At 51.5% G+C, this 18214-nt stretch carries 12 protein-coding genes and 1 pseudogene; 9 read left to right on the top strand and 4 right to left on the bottom strand.

Annotated elements, in window-relative coordinates:
- The first annotated feature begins 122 nt into the window (after positions 1-122).
- From ACZ5R2_RS04960 to ACZ5R2_RS04950, 3 genes and pseudogenes are all read left to right on the top strand, one after another.
- Entirely contained in the window at positions 123-1277 is a 1155-nt protein-coding gene (locus ACZ5R2_RS04960; protein WP_464901269.1) for a sugar diacid recognition domain-containing protein, read from the top strand.
- A 225-nt stretch (positions 1278-1502) separates the two neighbouring features.
- Positions 1503-1675, top strand: a pseudogene (locus ACZ5R2_RS04955) (GntP family permease); the annotation flags it as partial.
- 17 nt (positions 1676-1692) lie between these two features.
- Positions 1693-2823, top strand: coding sequence for a glycerate kinase (locus ACZ5R2_RS04950; RefSeq protein WP_464901268.1), 1131 nt, complete (start codon positions 1693-1695; stop codon positions 2821-2823).
- Positions 2824-3002: 179 nt separating this feature from the next.
- On the opposite strand, the gene acnB is transcribed toward ACZ5R2_RS04950, so the two are convergent.
- The 4 genes from acnB to hrpB all read right to left on the bottom strand — a co-directional run bounded on the left by acnB (position 3003) and on the right by hrpB (position 13062).
- Entirely contained in the window at positions 3003-5600 is a 2598-nt protein-coding gene (gene acnB, locus ACZ5R2_RS04945) for a bifunctional aconitate hydratase 2/2-methylisocitrate dehydratase (RefSeq protein WP_464901267.1), read from the bottom strand.
- A 242-nt stretch (positions 5601-5842) separates the two neighbouring features.
- Complete coding sequence (locus ACZ5R2_RS04940; protein WP_464901266.1) at positions 5843-8161, bottom strand: patatin-like phospholipase family protein; 2319 nt, start codon at positions 8159-8161, stop codon at positions 5843-5845.
- A gap of 38 nt (positions 8162-8199) precedes the next feature.
- Entirely contained in the window at positions 8200-10575 is a 2376-nt protein-coding gene (mrcB, locus tag ACZ5R2_RS04935; RefSeq protein WP_464901265.1) for a penicillin-binding protein 1B, read from the bottom strand.
- 12 nt (positions 10576-10587) lie between these two features.
- Entirely contained in the window at positions 10588-13062 is a 2475-nt protein-coding gene (gene hrpB / locus ACZ5R2_RS04930) for an ATP-dependent helicase HrpB (RefSeq protein WP_464901264.1), read from the bottom strand.
- Between the two features lie 143 nt (positions 13063-13205).
- Between hrpB and sfsA the strand changes: the two genes are divergently transcribed.
- From sfsA to panB, 6 genes are all read left to right on the top strand, one after another.
- Complete coding sequence (gene sfsA / locus ACZ5R2_RS04925; RefSeq protein WP_464901263.1) at positions 13206-13928, top strand: DNA/RNA nuclease SfsA; 723 nt, start codon at positions 13206-13208, stop codon at positions 13926-13928.
- A gap of 132 nt (positions 13929-14060) precedes the next feature.
- Positions 14061-14507: an RNA polymerase-binding protein DksA gene (gene dksA, locus ACZ5R2_RS04920; protein ID WP_438459139.1), complete on the top strand. Its 447-nt coding sequence runs from the start codon at positions 14061-14063 to the stop codon at positions 14505-14507.
- An 84-nt stretch (positions 14508-14591) separates the two neighbouring features.
- Positions 14592-15485, top strand: coding sequence for a tRNA glutamyl-Q(34) synthetase GluQRS (gene gluQRS, locus ACZ5R2_RS04915; RefSeq protein ID WP_464901262.1), 894 nt, complete (start codon positions 14592-14594; stop codon positions 15483-15485).
- A gap of 74 nt (positions 15486-15559) precedes the next feature.
- Positions 15560-16906 (top strand): polynucleotide adenylyltransferase PcnB, encoded by a 1347-nt coding sequence (gene pcnB, locus ACZ5R2_RS04910; protein WP_464901261.1) that lies wholly within the window; start codon positions 15560-15562, stop codon positions 16904-16906.
- On the top strand, positions 16903-17388 hold the full coding sequence (gene folK / locus ACZ5R2_RS04905) for a 2-amino-4-hydroxy-6-hydroxymethyldihydropteridine diphosphokinase (RefSeq protein ID WP_464901260.1): 486 nt from the start codon (positions 16903-16905) through the stop codon (positions 17386-17388). The genes pcnB and folK overlap by 4 nt, the downstream gene beginning before the upstream one ends.
- A gap of 23 nt (positions 17389-17411) precedes the next feature.
- Positions 17412-18206 (top strand): 3-methyl-2-oxobutanoate hydroxymethyltransferase, encoded by a 795-nt coding sequence (panB, locus tag ACZ5R2_RS04900; RefSeq protein WP_464901259.1) that lies wholly within the window; start codon positions 17412-17414, stop codon positions 18204-18206.
- Positions 18207-18214: the final 8 nt, after the last annotated feature.

Below are 18214 nucleotides of genomic sequence, written 5' to 3'. Positions count from 1 at the left end.
AGCTTGATGAGATTATCTGTGGGGAATTACGTGCTATTGTACCACTGGTTTGGATTGACGATCGAATTGCTCTAGCTATGCTAGTGCCATGATTGCGCCAACTTTGCTATTTGGAGCCACTAATGCAACTTAACGAATTGATTGCACGACAGATTGTCGAGCGAACTATGAAGATTATCCCCCATGCGATCAATGTGATGGATAACCAAGGTCGCATCATTGGCTCAAGCGACCCCATCCGTCTACACCAGAAGCACGAGGGTGCAGTGCTTGCCATCACTGAATCACGGGTGGTTGAGATTGATGAAGCCACCGCAGAGCGGCTTAAAGGCGTTAAGCCGGGAATAAACTTACCTATCCTGTTTGACCAACAGGTCATTGGCGCGATCGGCATCTCTGGCACACTTGAGCAGGTGCATCATTTTGGTGAATTGGTCAAAATGACCGCAGAGCTCATCATTGAGCAAGCCGCTTTGATGTCACAGGTGGAATGGAACAAGCGCCATCGCGAAGAACTCGTCTTACAGCTGATCCGTGGCAGCAGCCTCAATGAGCTCCAGCTCAAGGCCATTGCACAGCGGCTCGACTTAGATCTCAGCCAGCCACGCATTGCGGCGGTAGTCAAAGTGCTTCCAAGCGGCAGTCAAGCACCAACGCTGGAAAACCTTCAGCAACTGGTTCATCTGCTCGAGTACCCTGAGCGAGATAACCTAGTTGGGATCTTGTCGGTGTCCAATCATGAAGTCGTCGTGCTTAAACCGATTAGCCTCACCGCTGACGGATGGTCTCGCCAAGCTGAGAGCAAACGGATTAATCAATTACTAAAGCGAGTCAAAATAGAGGCAAGCTTTAAGATAAAAATGGCCTTTGGCGACCACTTTTCCGGCTTATCGGGTCTCGCACGCTCTTATGACACCGCAAAACTCACGCTTGATAGCGTAGCCAATCGACCAGGAGAGGTGTTTTTCTACCAAGATCATCGTCTTCCCGTGATCATGAGTAGCCTGCTTGATGACTCGTGGCGATGTGAGCAGCTGGAGGCCCCTTATCTATTGCTCAAAAATCAAGACACCAAAGGCGTGCTGATTAAGACCCTCAAGACTTATTTTAAGCAAAATTGCGACTCAGCTCTCACTTGTAAAAAGCTGCATATTCACCGGAACACCCTACGCTATCGAATCGAAAAGATACACCAGATAACCTCATTAAATATCAACAATATAGATGATATGATTCAGCTCTATATCGCCATCAACCTATTCCATTGCAACCATTAAAATTGTGCAGCTGCACAATTTTTACGCCTCTCAGCCGATGTTTATTTGTCCGCTCGACTAAAGACTCACTGCGCTTCTAGCCCTATATTTGGCGAAAAGCCCTTACTCGCTTTACCCGGAAAATAGAACATGATCGAAGTCTCTTCCCTTGGCGTACTTTCGGCACTGGTTGTTACTATCGCCCTTATCCTGAAAAAGGTCCCACCCGCTTATGGCATGCTCTTTGGCGCCATGGTGCTCGATCATATGCCAGTGGCAGCTTCTTCCATGCCACTGGCAGTGCGGTGCACATGGATATCCGCGAGCGCTTCAAGCTGATCCCTTATTAGTCGGTGGTGGGTCTGATGATCGCCTTTGTCTCTGTGATGATGTTTGGTGTATTTGGTCTGTTTGTTTAACGTCTTAAGGTATTGAAATGAAAATTGTAATTGCTCCAGATTCGTACAAAGAAAGTCTCACTGCTATGGGCGTTGCTCAAGCGATTGAAGCTGGGTTTAGACAGGTTTTTCCTCAGGCCGAATACATCAAGTTGCCCATGGCTGATGGGGGTGAGGGTACTGTGCAATCTTTGGTGGATGCCACTGGTGGTCGCATCATCACCCACCCTGTGACGGGTCCTTTAGGTCAAAAGGTCGAAGGGTTTTACGGCCTGCTCGGCGATGGTAAGACTGCCATTATTGAGATGGCCGCCGCTTCAGGCTTGCACTTGGTTGAGCCTGATAAGCGTAATCCACTCAAAACCACCACCTTCGGTACTGGCGAGCTGATCAAAGCGGTGCTAGATAAGGGCGTTGAGCATATTATTATCGGTATCGGCGGTAGCGCCACCAATGACGGTGGACTTGGAATGGCTCAGGCTCTTGGCATCCGCATGCTCGACCTGCAAGGACAAGAGCTGGATTACGGCGGTGGCGAACTTGCCAGTCTAGCCAACATCGACTTAACCGATCTAGATCCTCGCCTTAGCCAGGTTCGCCTAGAAGTCGCATGTGATGTCGACAACCCACTATGTGGCCCTAAAGGTGCCTCGCATGTATTCGGTCCACAGAAAGGCGCCACGCCAGAAATGGTTGCTAAGCTTGATAGCAATCTCGCCCACTATGCCGAGCTGATGAAAGCCCAACTTAATCGCGATGTCATCAACATGCCTGGCGCAGGCGCTGCTGGCGGCCTCGGCGCCGCCCTCGTTGGCCTACTAGGTGCTGAGCTTCGCCCAGGCATCGACATTGTCATGGATGCAGTCAACCTTGATCAGGTCATCGCCGATGCCGACTTGGTGATCACTGGCGAGGGCCGCATCGACAGCCAAACCATCCACGGCAAAACCCCCATCGGTGTCGCACGCACCGCCAAAAAATACGACCTCCCCGTCATCGGCATCGCCGGCTGCCTAGCCAGCGACTGCGACGTTGTCCACCAACACGGCATCGACGCCGTATTTGCCGTCGTCAATGCCGCCGTCGACCTCCCCACCGCCCTCGCAGAGGCGGCACAGAACATTGAGCTAACCGTGCGCAATGTGGCTGCTATTTATTCATTGAAATGAAGAGGCGAGAATCGAGAGGCGAGAGGCGAGAAGTCCTCAGAAAATAAAACGACTGAGCCTCTCAAAACAGGGGCTCAGAGTAAGGGCAAGTGTTTCCCTAAGGGGGAGCGAGACGCTCATAGCGAGTGATAAAACACTCGCCTCTCGCTTCTCGCAGCGCAGCGATCTCGCCTCTGGTTTTAAGCAGGTTCTTGGAAGATCACTTCCTCAGCGCGCTTGGTGTACTGCTCCATAGTGTGGAAGTTTAGGTAGCGGTACGTGTCGGCGGCAGTTGCATCCAGCTGCTGAGCGTATTCTAGATACTCTTCGAGTGTTGGAATGCGTCCCATGATGGCGCCAACGGCGGCAAGCTCTGCTGAAGATAGGTACACGTTCGCGCCCGTACCAAGACGGTTCGGGAAATTACGCGTTGAGGTAGACATCACAGTCGACTTCTCTGCCACGCGAGCTTGGTTACCCATACACAGTGAACAGCCTGGAGTTTCAATACGTACCCCAGCGCGGCCAAAGATGCCATAGTAGCCCTCTTCGGTAAGCTGATCGCGGTCCATCTTGGTTGGCGGAGCCACCCATAGGCGTGTATCGAGTTGACCGGTAAAGTTATCGAGAAGCTTACCTGCTGCGCGGAAGTGACCAATGTTGGTCATACACGAGCCGATAAATACCTCATCAATCTGAGTGCCTTGCACCTCTGATAGCAGACGAGCATCGTCTGGATCATTCGGCGCACAAAGAATTGGCTCTTTGATCTCAGCGAGATCAATCTCAATCACGTGCGCGTATTCTGCATCACTGTCAGCTTCCATCAGCTCAGGTTTGTCCAACCACTCTTGCATCGCGACGATGCGGCGCTCAATGGTGCGGCGATCGCCATAACCTTCAGCAATCATCCACTTAAGCATGGTGATGTTCGAGTTAAGGTACTCTTCGATAGAGGCTTGTGAAAGCTTAACTGTACAGCCTGCTGCCGAGCGCTCTGCCGAAGCATCTGAAAGTTCGAAAGCTTGCTCAACAGTGAGGTGTTCAACGCCCTCAATCTCGAGTACGCGACCCGAGAACTCATTGATCTTACCGGCTTTCTCTACCGTCAGCAGGCCTTGTTTGATGCCGTAATAAGGGATGGCATGCACAAGGTCACGTAGCGTAATCCCTGGCTGCATCTCACCTTTAAAGCGCACCAAGATAGACTCAGGCATATCCAAAGGCATAACACCTGTTGCCGCGGCAAAGGCGACAAGACCAGAGCCAGCAGGGAAAGAAATCCCCAGTGGGAAACGAGTATGTGAGTCACCACCTGTACCTACCGTATCAGGTAGCAACATACGGTTCAGCCAAGAGTGGATAACACCATCACCCGGGCGAAGCGAGACGCCGCCACGGTTCTTAATGAAATCTGGCAGGGTGTGGTGAGTATTCACATCGACTGGTTTCGGATAGGCCGAGGTATGACAGAACGACTGCATCACCAAGTCAGCAGAGAAACCAAGACAAGCCAAATCTTTTAGCTCATCACGAGTCATAGGACCGGTGGTGTCTTGCGAGCCAACGGTGGTCATCTTCGGCTCACAGTAAGTGCCTGGGCGAATACCAGTAACACCACATGCTTTACCCACCATTTTTTGCGCCAGTGTGTAGCCTTTGCCTGAGTCGGCAACCTCACCTGGCTTGCGGAATACATCCGATGGCTCAAGGCCAAGCGACTGACGCGCCTTATCAGTCAAGCCACGGCCAATGATCAGTGGAATACGACCACCAGCACGTACCTCATCAATCAGCACATCCGTTTTTAACGAGAACTCAGCCAGTACAGCGCCTGTATCTTGGTTACATACCTTGCCTTCATATGGGTAGACATCAATCACATCGCCCATATTGAGCTTAGTCACGTCAACCTCGATTGGCAGCGCGCCCGCATCTTCCATAGTATTGAAGAAAATCGGGGCAATCTTGCCGCCAAGCACATAACCGCCACCACGCTTATTTGGTACACATGGGATATCTTGGCCCATAAACCACAGCACAGAGTTGGTCGCCGATTTACGCGATGAGCCGGTACCGACAACATCGCCAACATAAACCAGTTGATGACCTTTGGTTTTTAGCTCTTCAATCTGCTGGATTGGGCCGATTTCGCCCGGCTTATCAGGATTGATGCCCTCACGCGCATTTTTCAGCATCGCTAACGCGTGCACTGGGATATCGGGACGTGACCAAGCATCAGGGGCAGGAGAGAGATCATCGGTGTTGGTTTCACCAGTGACTTTAAATACGGTTAGGGTAACTTTTTCTGCCAGCTCTGGCTTAGACAAGAACCACTCAGCATCTGCCCAAGACTGGATCACTTGCTGTGCCAGTGCGTTACCCGCTTTGGCTTTCTCTTCGACATCGTAGAACGCATCAAACATCAGTAGAGTATGCGACAAAGCTTCAGCGGCAATCGGTGCAAGCTCACTATCATCGAGCAAGCTGATCAAAGGCTCAATATTGTAGCCGCCTTGCATCGTGCCAAGTAACTTGGCGGCTTTTTCGCGGCTTACTAGTGGTGATTCTACCTCACCTTTTGTGACAGCAGTGAGGAACCCAGCTTTAACATACGCGGCTTCATCAACACCTGGGGGGATACGATTCTCAAGTAGGTCAAGAATAAACTCTTCTTCACCTGCGGGTGGAGTCTTTAGCAACTCAACAAGTGCCGCCACTTGCTCAGCGTCTAATGGTTTAGGGACAACTCCTTCAGAAGCACGCTCTGCGACGTGTTTACGGTAGGCTTCAAGCACGACTATTTCCTCTCATTGCGGTCCATCCTTATAGTTAGAATAGGAGTGGACATCCTTGGAAAACTTGGCTTCTCCAGCGCCTTTGGCTCATTCAAATCGATTGTGGTCACTGCAAAATTTGGATGAACAGCGTCGAAGAGGCCAAACTGTGGGACGTAAGATAGCAAATTTAACGCAAAATTAAAATCTCATCAGCTTGACCAACATAGCAAGTTGTGGCAAAGCTGAGCTTTTTTAACCGTTTACTTAAATGAAGTGCCGATGATTAGGTAGACCGAATCCATATTTTGTTCGGTGCGACCATAAGCGAACATTATCGGGCCAATCGGCGAATCAACCCCGGCAAACACAGAGCCAGCCCTATACAGGTCAGCATTGTAGAACTCTACGTCCGTATCGTTCCATACCCCGCCATATTCGAGAGAAGCTCCAAGATAGATCGGTGATTTGAACATACCAAAGTCGTTATCAAACCAACGATAACGGTAAACCATACTGCCATAGACTAGGTTATTACCAATCAGGCTATTGCGCGAGATCCCTGATAGTTTCAAAAAGCCACCCAGCTCTTTTGGCGCAATAGGAAACTCACCCTTGGCGTTGTGTACAACGCCATAGTTGAAATTACCAACCAAGGTATGGCGCTTGTGGCTATGTGCCCCAATCATCTCGACCGAGAACTCTTGAACCTCGTCATTATCAATCCGCTCAATGAAATCGAAGCTGCTGTTTGGTCGAATTGAATCGATCGAATAGAGGTATTCAATATCGAAATAATAACCACGGTTCGGCAGCGCGAGGCTGTCCAAAGTATCATGGCGGAAGTTAACGAAGGCACCAACGCGGTCAAAATCAACACTGCCCGCTGATCGCAGTGTAGTGAAATCTGAACTGCCCACCGTATAGCGGCCACCGGCTTTGAACCTGCGCCATAACTCTCCTTGAAAGCCAAGTGCAAGCTCTGTCTCCAATGAGCTATAGGTAACTGGAACAAAATCGTCAAGTGCGCCCAAGCTAGGGTCGGGAATACTGTCTGTCTCTACGTCGATCGGCATCGTTCGTTGCTGTTCTGTGTAGGTGACATCGGCGATCGCAAACCAATTTAAACTCGAGGTCAACGGGGTATAAAAACCAGCTGCAGCGAGTTTATCGGTCCCCATCTCTATACTGGTAGTAAGCTCAGCACCATGGCGGTTAATATCGGTAAAGTTAACCGAGGCACCTAGCGCGTACTGGCTGGTGGTATCAAAATCATCTTCAAGGAAAAAACGCAAGCGCAGGTAGTTAGGCCCCCACTTTTTCTCGCGAACATCGATTCGCAGCACATTCTCCTGCTCACGCTGCTCATACTCGTAGGAGATCAGTTCAAAACGATCGAGGGCATACAGACTGTCAACACTCTCCTCAAGCTGCTCAAAACTGATCGCTTCACCTTGGGGGATCTTCAGTCGGCTATTGACCACCTCATCACTAAAGTGCGAATCATTATCGAATTCAATTCTGTCTATCGTCAGCTGATGACCAAAGGCGAGCTCTGCTCTTCTTGACTGTTTAAGGTCGATATAGGCCTGAAACTCTTCTCCAGAGACAGACAACGCCTGCAGCTGCTCACGCTGTTCTTGAGCGATGAGATACCCCTTATTGAAGGCATGTGGCATGCGCTCAAACTCGGTGGTTTGCATATCGCCCACCTCAGGGCGTAAGAAAATATCATCATCATCCAGAAGGGCCTTTTGTTCGCGTGTACTGCGGCGCACCATGTAGTTTGATATCTGATCAGCAACGGTAAACAAATTGGTAAACTCATCCAAATCTTTGTAATCGCTACTAATGTCTACAGCAATGACAATATCGGCCCCCATCTCATAAGCCACATCCACTGGCATATTATTGGTCACGCCACCATCCACCAGCAGCCGCCCATCAATCTCATACGGTGGCAGCGCGCCGGGCACCGACATACTGGCCATCATCGCATCAACCAAAAAACCATCATCGATCACCACTGGCTCAAGCTCGACAATGTCACTTGCCACCGAACGATATGGGACTGCCAGTTGATCAAACGAGTCAAGCTTGGCCACGTTACCTGTCGTTTCACGCAACAGCTTCAGCATGCCCTGCCCTTGGACGATACCTCGGCGAGCACGAAACTCCCCCCAACCAATACCAAGCTGGGGGTTGATGGTATACCTGTCCTCATGCTCTTTATCGCGAATCTGCCGCTCACTGCGCTCAATCCGATCACGATAGCCGCCATTCCAATCGACACTGTAGATAAAGCTCTCGATCTCATCTGCAGACATCCCAGTCGCATAAAGACCACCAACAAAGGCGCCCATACTGGTACCCGTGATGTAATCGACGGGGATCTGCATCTCTTCCAGTGCCTTCAATACCCCAATATGGGCCGCTCCTTTTGCACCACCACCAGCAAGTACTAAAGCTATCTTCGGCCGCGCTTTAATCGTATCAGAAGATGCATCTGACACATGTGATGAGGCAAAAGCCAAGGTTGAAGCGCTTATCAGAAAACAACTGAGCAGCAGACATCGAAACATATTCTTCCTATGTAAGTGATTAAAGGGCAAATTACATTCTAGCGGGAAAATAGCCCTTTCAACCACCCAATTGGATTCGATTCGCAACCTTGCTTAAATCGCTCTTCCGGATCCCATACCGGCAGCTTAAACTCACTGCGGCAGTTGTACGCCAGTGCGCCGTTATTTTGATGGCTAAACCCAACCGTTGAAATCTGTTGTGGCCATGGCAAAACCAGCCTTTGTGGTACTCGATCGCCCAGATAATGGGCGTAAACACGCAGAGCACCACTCGAGCCGGTAAGGTTGGTCGGTAAGTTGTCATCTCGACCTAGCCAAACCGTGGTCACCTCTCGCCCATCGACCCCAACAAACCAACTATCGCGCGTATCATTACTGGTACCGGTTTTACCTGCCAGTTGCGCCCAAGCAAATTGAGAATGGAGATAACGTCCAGTACCACTGACTACGCCATGTTTCATTGCGTAAGTGGTCAGCCACGCCGCCTGTTCAGGCACAGCTTTGGAGACGCGTGGTAGTGAGTCAAACAACACCCGACCATCGTTATCTACGACCGAGCGCAGTGCCGACAACGGAGCGATACGCCCACTGTTGGTCAGGGTTTGATACATCTGCGCCACTTGATATGGCGTTAGGGTAAACGAGCCAAGCAGCATCGAGGGCACCTCACGGATCTCTTCGCGATCGACGCCAAGCTTTTCAAACGTATCAATCACTTTAGGTAGGCCAAGATCCATTCCGAGCTGCACGGTAGGCACATTCAGTGACTTAGACAGCGCCTCGTAAAGCGGAACCTCACCACGGAATTGACGATCGTAGTTTCTCGGGCTCCACTCATTGCCCTGATTACCGCGCAAGGTAATCGGCTTGTCCAGCAGCGTGGTCGATAACTGGTACTCTGAAGGCTGAGACAGGGCCGCTAGATACACCGCGGGCTTGGCTAATGAGCCAATCTGACGACTGGCGTTGAGCGCACGATTAAAGCCATCATAGCCGGTGCGCTTGCCACCCACCATAGCGCGGATCTCACCCGTTTGACGATCGACGGCGATCGCTGCTCCCTCAAGCCCATCACCACCAACACGCTCAAGCTCAGGGACCTTAGTCGCAATCGCTTTCTCAAGCTTGGTTTGTGAGACTGGGTCAAGTGAGGTAAAAACCCGCAGTCCAACACCAGAGCGAAACGCGCTGCCGACCTTTTCGCTTAGCTCGCGATTCACCTGTTGAAAGTACGCTGGCTGACGACTTGCGATGTGAGGATTATCCTGAATATCCAGTGGTCGACCGATCGCTTCTTCGTACTCACTCGGGGTCAACTGGTGATTCTGCATCATTAGGCGCAGCACCAAATCGCGGCGCTGCCTGGCGCGCTCTGGGAAGCGAACGGGATTGTAGTAAGACGGTCCTTTGACCATCCCAACTAGCAGTGCGAGCTGATCGATGCGCAGCTCTTGAAGAGGTTTACCGAAGTACAGTCGAGAGGCAAGACCAAATCCATGTACGGCCTGCCCACCGCTTTGACCTATGTAGACCTCGTTAAGGTACGCCTCTAGGATTCGGTCTTTATCGTAACGATAGTCAAGTATAATGGCGATATACGCTTCGCGAAGCTTGCGCCACAAGGTACGATCGCTAGAGAGGAATAAATTTTTCGCCAATTGCTGCGTTAGGGTACTCCCCCCTTGAACCGTGCGCCCCGCCTTAATATTGGCCAAGAATGCCCGCACAATGGCAATTGGAGACACGCCGTCGTGCTGATAGAAGTGGCGATCTTCTGTGACCAGCAGGGCGTCAACCATAATATCTGGGAACTGTTCACGTTTGAGATACAGTCTCTGCTCATCGACGTTTTTTTCCAGCATGCCAAGCAGCTTAGGGTCAATATGCAGATAGCCAAGATCACGACCACGGTCGAGTGACTGGATGCGCTCCAACTGTAAGTCGTTAAAGTGCAACATTACATGGCGTTCAGCCTCTTTGCCATCGGTGAACTCAAAGCCGCGACGCATCAGCTCGATGCGTGTCGATGAGGAAGAGTACTCTCCGGGATACCTTGGCGTGGCGACCTTACGATAATTGAGCACATCAAGCTCATTGCGCATCTCTTGAATACTGAACTCTTGACCCGGTGTCAGGGTCAAGACGCGTGCGTAAACCACCGTCGGTAGATCAAACAACTGCCCGTCAAACTTCTGTCGCACTAGAGTGTCTAAATAGATCCCCACTACGAGCAAAACGGCTACCAAGGCCAATGAGCCCTTCCAAAACAGAGACCACAATGATCTAAGCCAGTTGCGTTTGATGCTACGTTTGGTGCGCAAAGTGGTCCGTTTTGTGGGCTTTGCTTTAGCTGGCGTTTTCTTCGCGGCCGTTGCGCGGCGCTTGGTGGGCGGATTTTTCTTCGATTCGCTCATGATTATCGTCTTTTATTTCCCCAATTGACGCTTGGTCTTGGTGGTCGCTTGATGCGCTGCAGGATCATCTGGCCACACATGCTTGGGGTAGCGTCCCTTCATCTCTTTTTGCACCTCTTTGTAGGAGCCAGCCCAAAAACCGGCTAGGTCTTTGGTGATCTGCAGAGGCCGTTGTGCGGGCGATAGCAGTTCAATCACCACTGGCACTCGCCCCTGCGCCACCGTTGGCGATTGCGGCTCACCAAACATCTCCTGCATTCTCACCGAGAGCGTTGGCTCTTGTCCTTGCTGGTAATATAACGACTGAGCGCGTCCTGTGGGTAAAATAATTTTCTCTGGTAGCCACTCATTGAGCTGCTGATCGAGTGGCCAACCGAGGCGCGCCAGCAAAGCGGCTTGAATATCGACTTGTGTCAGCTGCTTGGCGCTATTAATACCATTTAGATAAGGCATCAGCCACTGCTCAAGCTCGTTTTTGAGTGAGAGCTTATCCATGGTAGGCCATGGTTGCTCGGGCAGCCAATCCACTGCACATAGTATCCGTTGGTGAAGCTGCTCAACCGTTTTATTCCAATTGAGTACCCCCAGACCTTTACGCTGCACATAGCTAAGGAGTGCCCTAGCCATTTGACTCTTATCAGGCTCTGGCAGAGATTCTGTGCGCACAATCAGCTTGCCAAGACACGTGCGCCGCTCAGCAACAAGGCGCCCTTTACTGTCACTCCAGTCAACCTGCTCACTGACTGTCATAAAATGGGGAGAGAGCACTTCAAGCTCCTCCAATTCGAGGCGACAAGCTAATTGGATCACGCTTGCTTGGCCACTGGTGCCCATCAGATCCACAGCGACAATATACCCCGGTTCAGCAAACAACGTCGGATCATATACCTGACCACCATGTCCGTTAGCGAGGCGGTATTCCTGCCCTTCGCGGCGACGCTTTTGCGCGATACGATCTGGGTAAGCATGCGCCAGTGCTAAAGCCAAGCCTCCCTCACTCAACAGCTTCGGGTCGATTGTCGTACCAAGCTTACGCGCCAGACTGTCAATACGTCGCTTGAGCAGTGATTGTCTGTCGTGACGCCCCGATTGATAGCGGTGCAGCGAATGGCCAAGGTCAACCACATTGCGCTCCGGCTCTTCCGTCAACGCCGCCGCAACAATCGCCTCATTAAGCAACTGAGGCGACTGCGCTTTGGCTTGCAGCAGCATAGTCGCTAAACGAGGCTCTAATCCGAGTTGATAGGCTTGCTTACCCATCGAGGTCAGACGCCGCTGCGCATCAATCAGTCCAAGCGATGCCAATAGGTCGTATGCTTGATTCATTGCCGCTGGTGCTGGCGTATCGAGCCACAACAGTTCACTGGGGTCTTGCGTTCCCCAGTTGAGCAATTCCATCGCCAAAGGAGCCAGATCGGAGTGGAGGATATCCGGTGATGGCACTAGAGGCTGCGAGGTCATTTGCGTCTCGGAGTAAAGGCGCACACACACACCGGGCTCCAGTCGCCCGGCGCGGCCACTGCGCTGCTGAGCAGAAGATTGAGCTATGCGCACCTCTTCCAGACGTGTGATCCCAGTAGTGAGGTCAAAGCGCGCCACTCGCTCTTGGCCCGAGTCCACCACCATACGAATGCCCTCAATGGTCAATGAGGTTTCCGCGATATTGGTGGCCAGCACCACTTTGCGCCGCCCATTACTCGAGGGAGCGATCGCTTGTTGTTGCTGCTTGAAGTCCAAACTGCCATAAAGTGGCAACACATCGATATCCTTGCTGAGCTGACCGGACTCTCGCAGCCGATTTTCCACCTGCCTAATGGCCGCGACACCTGGCAAAAATCCCAACAGCGAGCCTGACTGGCTAGCCATCAATTGCTGGATCTGAGCGCTCATCACGTTGGTTAGGCGCTCATTGGGGGTCAGTGGTCGATAGCGATGTTCGACGGGATAGGCGCGCCCTTGCGATTCAATATAGCGCGCATCAGGCAGAAGCTTTTGCAGCGCCTCGTCATCAAGCGTTGCCGACATAACAACTAAAGTTAGGTCATCACGCAATGCCGACTGGATCTCTAGACTGAGTGCCAATGCCGTATCCGCATGCAGACTACGCTCATGAAACTCATCAAACACAATCACATCTACCCCCATAAGCTCAGGGTCCGACTGGATCATCCGAGTTAGAATCCCCTCAGTCACAATCTCAAGCCGGGTATCACGACTGACCTTATTTTCTCCTCGGATCCGATAACCAATCTGCTCACCGACTTTCTGGCCACACTGCGCCGCAAGGTAACTGGCAATGCTTTTCGCCGCAAGACGACGCGGCTCGAGCATGATGATCTTGCCACTGCCTTGATGCTGCTCAAGCAACTTAAGGGGGAAATAGGTTGACTTACCGGCACCGGGCGCCGCTTTGAGGATAACTTGGGCAGATTGCTTAACCGCCTCAAGCAGTTGCGGCAGAACAGAGATGATAGGTAGTTGTGACAACTCACGATTCCTGTGATGTAATGTTTGCCCATATTCTAACCCCAAGTCAGCACGGATGCAGCTCTCTTGCTTAGACCTTACCGAGACCTTGCGAAGACCGGGCTGACATAATCGCTCAACAACCTTTGAATTCACCACCGATTATGAAATTTGATACTCCCCTTGAATCGGCGACATTGATTAAGCGTTACAAGCGCTTTTTGGCCGACATCACCCTTGCCGATGGCTCAGTGCGTACCATCCACTGCGCCAACACAGGCGCCATGACTGGCTGCGCCGATCCCGGTGATACTATATGGTACTCCACCTCCGACAACCCCAAGCGCAAATATCCCAACAGTTGGGAGCTGACTGAAAAGCCCAACGGCGATATGATCGCGATTAACACCATTCGTGCTAACCAGCTGGCTGTTGAGGCGATTCATAACGGTACCATCAGCGAGCTTCAGGGCTACGAGTCACTACGCACCGAGGTAAAATACGGCCAGGAGAGTAGTAAAATTGACATATTGCTCGAGGATAATCAGCGCCCTTCTTGCTATATAGAGGTCAAAAGTGTCACCCTGCTCGATGCGCAGGACCCAGGACAAGGCTACTTCCCCGATGCGGTCACCACACGCGGCCAAAAACACCTGCGTGAGCTGCAAGAGGTCGCACAATCAGGGCAAAGGGCAGTTTTATTGTTCACTATTTTGCACTCAGGGATTGAAAAAGTCGCTGCTGCCCACCATATAGACGCGAAATATCATCAATTGTTGAAACAAGCACATTCAGCAGGTGTCGAAGTACTGTGCTATAAAGCAGTACTTACTCAGCGAGAGATCCAACTGCAAAACGCTGTACAATTTGTACACACTGGGCAATAAAAATGCCGTCGTGTTCACATAGATAGACAGTTTGTCCCGGATCGTTTGCCACACTTGCTGCTTTCTGCTATAGATACCCGCCTTATACCAACTGTAGGAAACAGTTGGCTAGGTGTTATTAGGAGATGCTGTATGCCAGAATCTAAGAAAAAAGCGCTAGGCATCCTAGCTATTGCTGGAGTTGAGCCGTACCAAGAAAAGCCAGGTGAAGAGTATATGTCACCGGAGCAAATGGCTCACTTTGAAGCAATTTTGAAAGCTTGGCGCGACCAGTTACATCAAGAAGTAGACCGTACCGTTCACCATATGCAGGACGAAGCGGCTAACTTCCCAGATCCCGTAGACCGTGCATCTCAGGAAGAGGAGTTCAGTTTAGAGCTACGTAACCGCGACCGCGAACGTCGCCTGATCAAGAAGATTGAAAAGACCCTAACCAAAATCGAAGAAGACGATTTTGGCTTTTGTGAGTCTTGTGGTATCGAAATCGGTATCCGTCGTCTAGAGGCACGTCCGACCGCTGATCTTTGTATCGACTGTAAAACACTTGCAGAGATCAAAGAGCGTCAGATGCAGGGTTAATTGGTCTCGACTGATTGTCACAAGGGAGCCTAGGCTCCCTTTTGTTGTTTTTAGAAAGGTTGTTTTACCAAGCTAGGATAAGGCATGAGTCACTACGTCGGTCGCTTTGCGCCCTCACCATCAGGGCCGCTACACTTTGGTTCTTTGATTGCCGCGCTCGGCAGCTATTTTCAAGCCAAGTCTTCACAGGGGCAATGGCTGGTACGGATTGAAGATCTCGACCCGCCACGCGAGCAGCCCGGTGCTGCCGATTCCATCTTACGTACCCTGGAAGCCTATCAGCTTGGCTGGGACGGTGAGGTGGTGTACCAGAGTCAGCGTCATGGCCTCTATCAAGCGCAGATAGATAAATGGTTGAACTCAGGCGAGGCTTACTACTGCCGCTGCACTCGCAAGCAAATCAAAGCCATGGGTGGCTTTTACAATGGGCACTGCAGACCATTGCAAATCAGTGACTCAACTGACTGCGCGGTAAGACTGCATATCCAACAACCGGTCACAGAGTTTAACGACCTAAAACACGGCCGTATCCAACTACCGAGTGCACTGGCGGCCGAGGATTTTATTATCCGTCGCCGTGATGGCTTGTATGCCTACAACCTTGCGGTGGTGCTGGATGATATCGACCAAGGGGTGACCGAAGTGGTGCGCGGGGCCGACCTGATTGAGCCAACCGGGCGTCAGATGTCGCTCTATCATCAACTCAATCAGCCACTGATCAGCTACCTCCACCTGCCTTTGGCACTGGATAGCAACGGCAATAAACTGTCAAAACAGAACCATGCACCGGCGATTGATGCGCTCGATACCAAGGCGACTTTGCTCGATGCAATGGCGTGTTTGGGCTTTGCCATCGAACCGTCATTGAGCGACGGTACGATAGAAGAAATCATCGCTTGGGGCGTGCGCCACTGGCATGTGAGCCAACTGCCAGAGAGCACCGAGATCACGCCAAGATTCTCAAATGGCTCGGTCTAGGCTATTATTAGCCGCAAATTGTGCGCCGCATTCAAGATTGCCGCCGTAAAATACACACAAAATATCGAAACTTCATGAACATAAACGACCAAACATCGATGATATATCCAGAACTGTCGCTAAATATTATTGCTCGCGAGCAGCACAATATTTCGCGCAAACAGATCAGTGATAACGCGCTAAAAGTCCTTTACCGACTCAATGGGGCAGGTTTTCAAGCCTTTCTTGTCGGTGGCGGAGTTCGCGATCTCCTGCTTGGTGGCCAACCGAAAGACTTCGATATTGCAACCAACGCCACGCCAGAGCAGATCAAGGCGCTGTTTCGTAACTGCCGATTAATCGGCCGTCGCTTTCGTCTAGCTCACATTATGTTTGGCCGCGATATTATCGAGGTGGCGACGTTCCGTGGTCATCATCAAGAGACCAGCAAGAATATCTCACAAAAGTCTGATGCCGGACTTCTGCTGCGCGATAACGTCTACGGCACCATTGACCAAGATGCCGAGCGCCGCGACTTCAGCATTAACGCGATGTACTACAGCATCGAAGACTACAGCATCCATGACTACGCCGGCGGTGTAGAAGACTTGGAAGATAAGCTAGTGCGTCTGATCGGTGACCCTGAGACGCGTTATCGCGAAGATCCAGTGCGCATGCTGCGCGCGATCCGCTTTGCGGTTAAGCTCGACTTTGATATCGAAGAAGACACGGCAGAGCCAATTGAATACTTAGCTCCGCTGCTGCGCGATATCCCAGCCGCGCGCCTGTACGAAGAGTCCCTTAAGATGCTCCAGTCAGGCTTTGGTCTTGAGACCTATCACCTGATGCGTGAATACAACTTGTTCCAGCAGCTCTTCCCACGCGTGGCAGAGCACTTTACTGACGACTACGAGTCGCTGACCGAACAGATGCTTGACCTGTCTTTGGACTCAACCGATCTGCGCCACGATGAAGGCAAGCGTATCAACCCTGCGTTTATGTTTGCGGCTATCTTGTGGTACCCGGTCAAAGCGCTCGCCGATGAGTTTGTTGCCACGCGTAAAATGACCGAGTACGACGCGATCATGGAAGCAGGTAACGTCGTGCTGGATGAGCAGGTGCGTAGCACTGCGATCCCACGTCGCCATACCGCTACCATTCGCGAGATCTGGCAGTTGCAGTTGCGCCTGCCGCGTCGCACGGGTAAACGCGCGTTTCGCTTGATGGAGCTCAATAAATTCCGCGCTGGCTTTGACTTCCTAGAGATGCGTGGAGAGATTGAACAGGGCGAAACCAAACAGCTCGCTGACTGGTGGGCAAAATTCCAAACGGCTGGGCGCACCATGCGTCAAGCGATGGTTGCCGATCTCGATGAGAAAGGGACGGGTAAGTCTCCACGCCGCCGTCGCAGCCGAAGCAAGAAGAGTAAGCCGCAGTCATGATCACCGTGTACATCGCCATTGGCAGTAACATGGCGCAACCGGTCGAACAGGCACTGCGAGCCATCGAAGCATTAAAGACACTGCCAAAATCTCAGTTTATCTGTAGCTCTCAGCTGTACTCTAGCACCCCGATGGGGCCTCAGGATCAGCCTGACTACATCAACGCGGTGGCTGAGATCCACACCGAATTAACGCCCCTTGAGCTGCTCGATTGCACCCAAGCGATTGAGCTTGAGCAAGGGCGTGTCCGTAAGGATGAACGCTGGGGACCAAGAACCCTAGATCTCGACTTGATTCTTTACGGCAATGAGGTGATAGATTCCGAGCGCCTCACCATCCCACATTATGGGATGAAAGTGAGAGAATTTGTCCTCTATCCGCTCGCAGAAATCGCACCAAGTTTAACACTCCCTGATGGGAGCGAGCTCTCTGACCTTCTAAACCAGGTTGATAAAAACGGGCTCGACATTTGGCAATCATAGCCAAATCCTAGTAAGGAAAAATCATGAAAAAAATCAATATCAACGACCTAATGAAGTGGAAACACGAAGGTCGTAAATTTGCCAGCTCTACCGCTTACGATGCGAGCTTTGCGCAACTTTTTGAAGGCCAAGAAATGCCGGTACTGTTGGTCGGTGACTCACTGGGCATGGTTCTACAGGGTCAAAACGACACCCTACCAGTGACTGTCGATGATATCGCCTACCACACGCGCTGTGTGCGCGCTGGTAGCCCAAATAGCCTATTGATGGCCGATATGCCGTTTATGAGCTACGCAACCCCTGAGCAAGCGTGTGAGAGCGCAGGTAAGCTGATGCGTGCCGGTGCCAACATGGTCAAGCTTGAGGGTGGTGACTGGTTGGTTGATACGGTGAAAATGCTTACTGAGCGCGCCGTACCTGTGTGTGCGCATCTAGGTCTAACCCCTCAGTCGGTGAATATCTTTGGTGGCTACAAGGTGCAGGGCCGCGAGCAAGACAAGGCTGACCGTATGGTGCGTGATGCTCTTGCACTGCAACAAGCGGGCGCGCAAATTGTCCTACTAGAATGTGTTCCTGCGGATCTGGCGGCGCGCATCACCGAGGTACTGGATGTGCCGGTGATTGGCATTGGTGCTGGTAATGGCACTGATGGTCAAATCCTAGTGATGCATGACATGTTTGGCATTTCTGCCAATTATATGCCGAAGTTCTCAAAGAACTACCTAGCCGAGACTGGCGATATGCGCCAAGCCGTTGCAAAATACATCCAAGAAGTGGAAGCAGGGAGCTTCCCGGATGCTGCGCACACAATAGCTTAGAGGAACCA

It is taken from the genome of Vibrio sabulosilitoris (assembly GCF_055391395.1).
The sequence above is the reverse complement of the archived record's forward strand: the minus strand, read 5'-3'. Positions and strand labels throughout refer to the sequence as shown.

Bases quoted from the DNA above. Each gene is read 5' to 3' on its own strand.
- panB (WP_464901259.1), top strand. From the start codon at position 17,412: ATGAAAAAAATCAATATCAACGACCTAATGAAGTGGAAACACGAAGGT.
- mrcB (WP_464901265.1), bottom strand. From the start codon at position 10,575: ATGAGCGAATCGAAGAAAAATCCGCCCACCAAGCGCCGCGCAACGGCC.
- folK (WP_464901260.1), top strand. From the start codon at position 16,903: ATGATCACCGTGTACATCGCCATTGGCAGTAACATGGCGCAACCGGTC.
- sfsA (WP_464901263.1), top strand. From the start codon at position 13,206: ATGAAATTTGATACTCCCCTTGAATCGGCGACATTGATTAAGCGTTAC.
- ACZ5R2_RS04940 (WP_464901266.1), bottom strand. From the start codon at position 8,161: ATGTTTCGATGTCTGCTGCTCAGTTGTTTTCTGATAAGCGCTTCAACC.
- gluQRS (WP_464901262.1), top strand. From the start codon at position 14,592: ATGAGTCACTACGTCGGTCGCTTTGCGCCCTCACCATCAGGGCCGCTA.
- ACZ5R2_RS04960 (WP_464901269.1), top strand. From the start codon at position 123: ATGCAACTTAACGAATTGATTGCACGACAGATTGTCGAGCGAACTATG.
- dksA (WP_438459139.1), top strand. From the start codon at position 14,061: ATGCCAGAATCTAAGAAAAAAGCGCTAGGCATCCTAGCTATTGCTGGA.
- ACZ5R2_RS04950 (WP_464901268.1), top strand. From the start codon at position 1,693: ATGAAAATTGTAATTGCTCCAGATTCGTACAAAGAAAGTCTCACTGCT.
- pcnB (WP_464901261.1), top strand. From the start codon at position 15,560: ATGAACATAAACGACCAAACATCGATGATATATCCAGAACTGTCGCTA.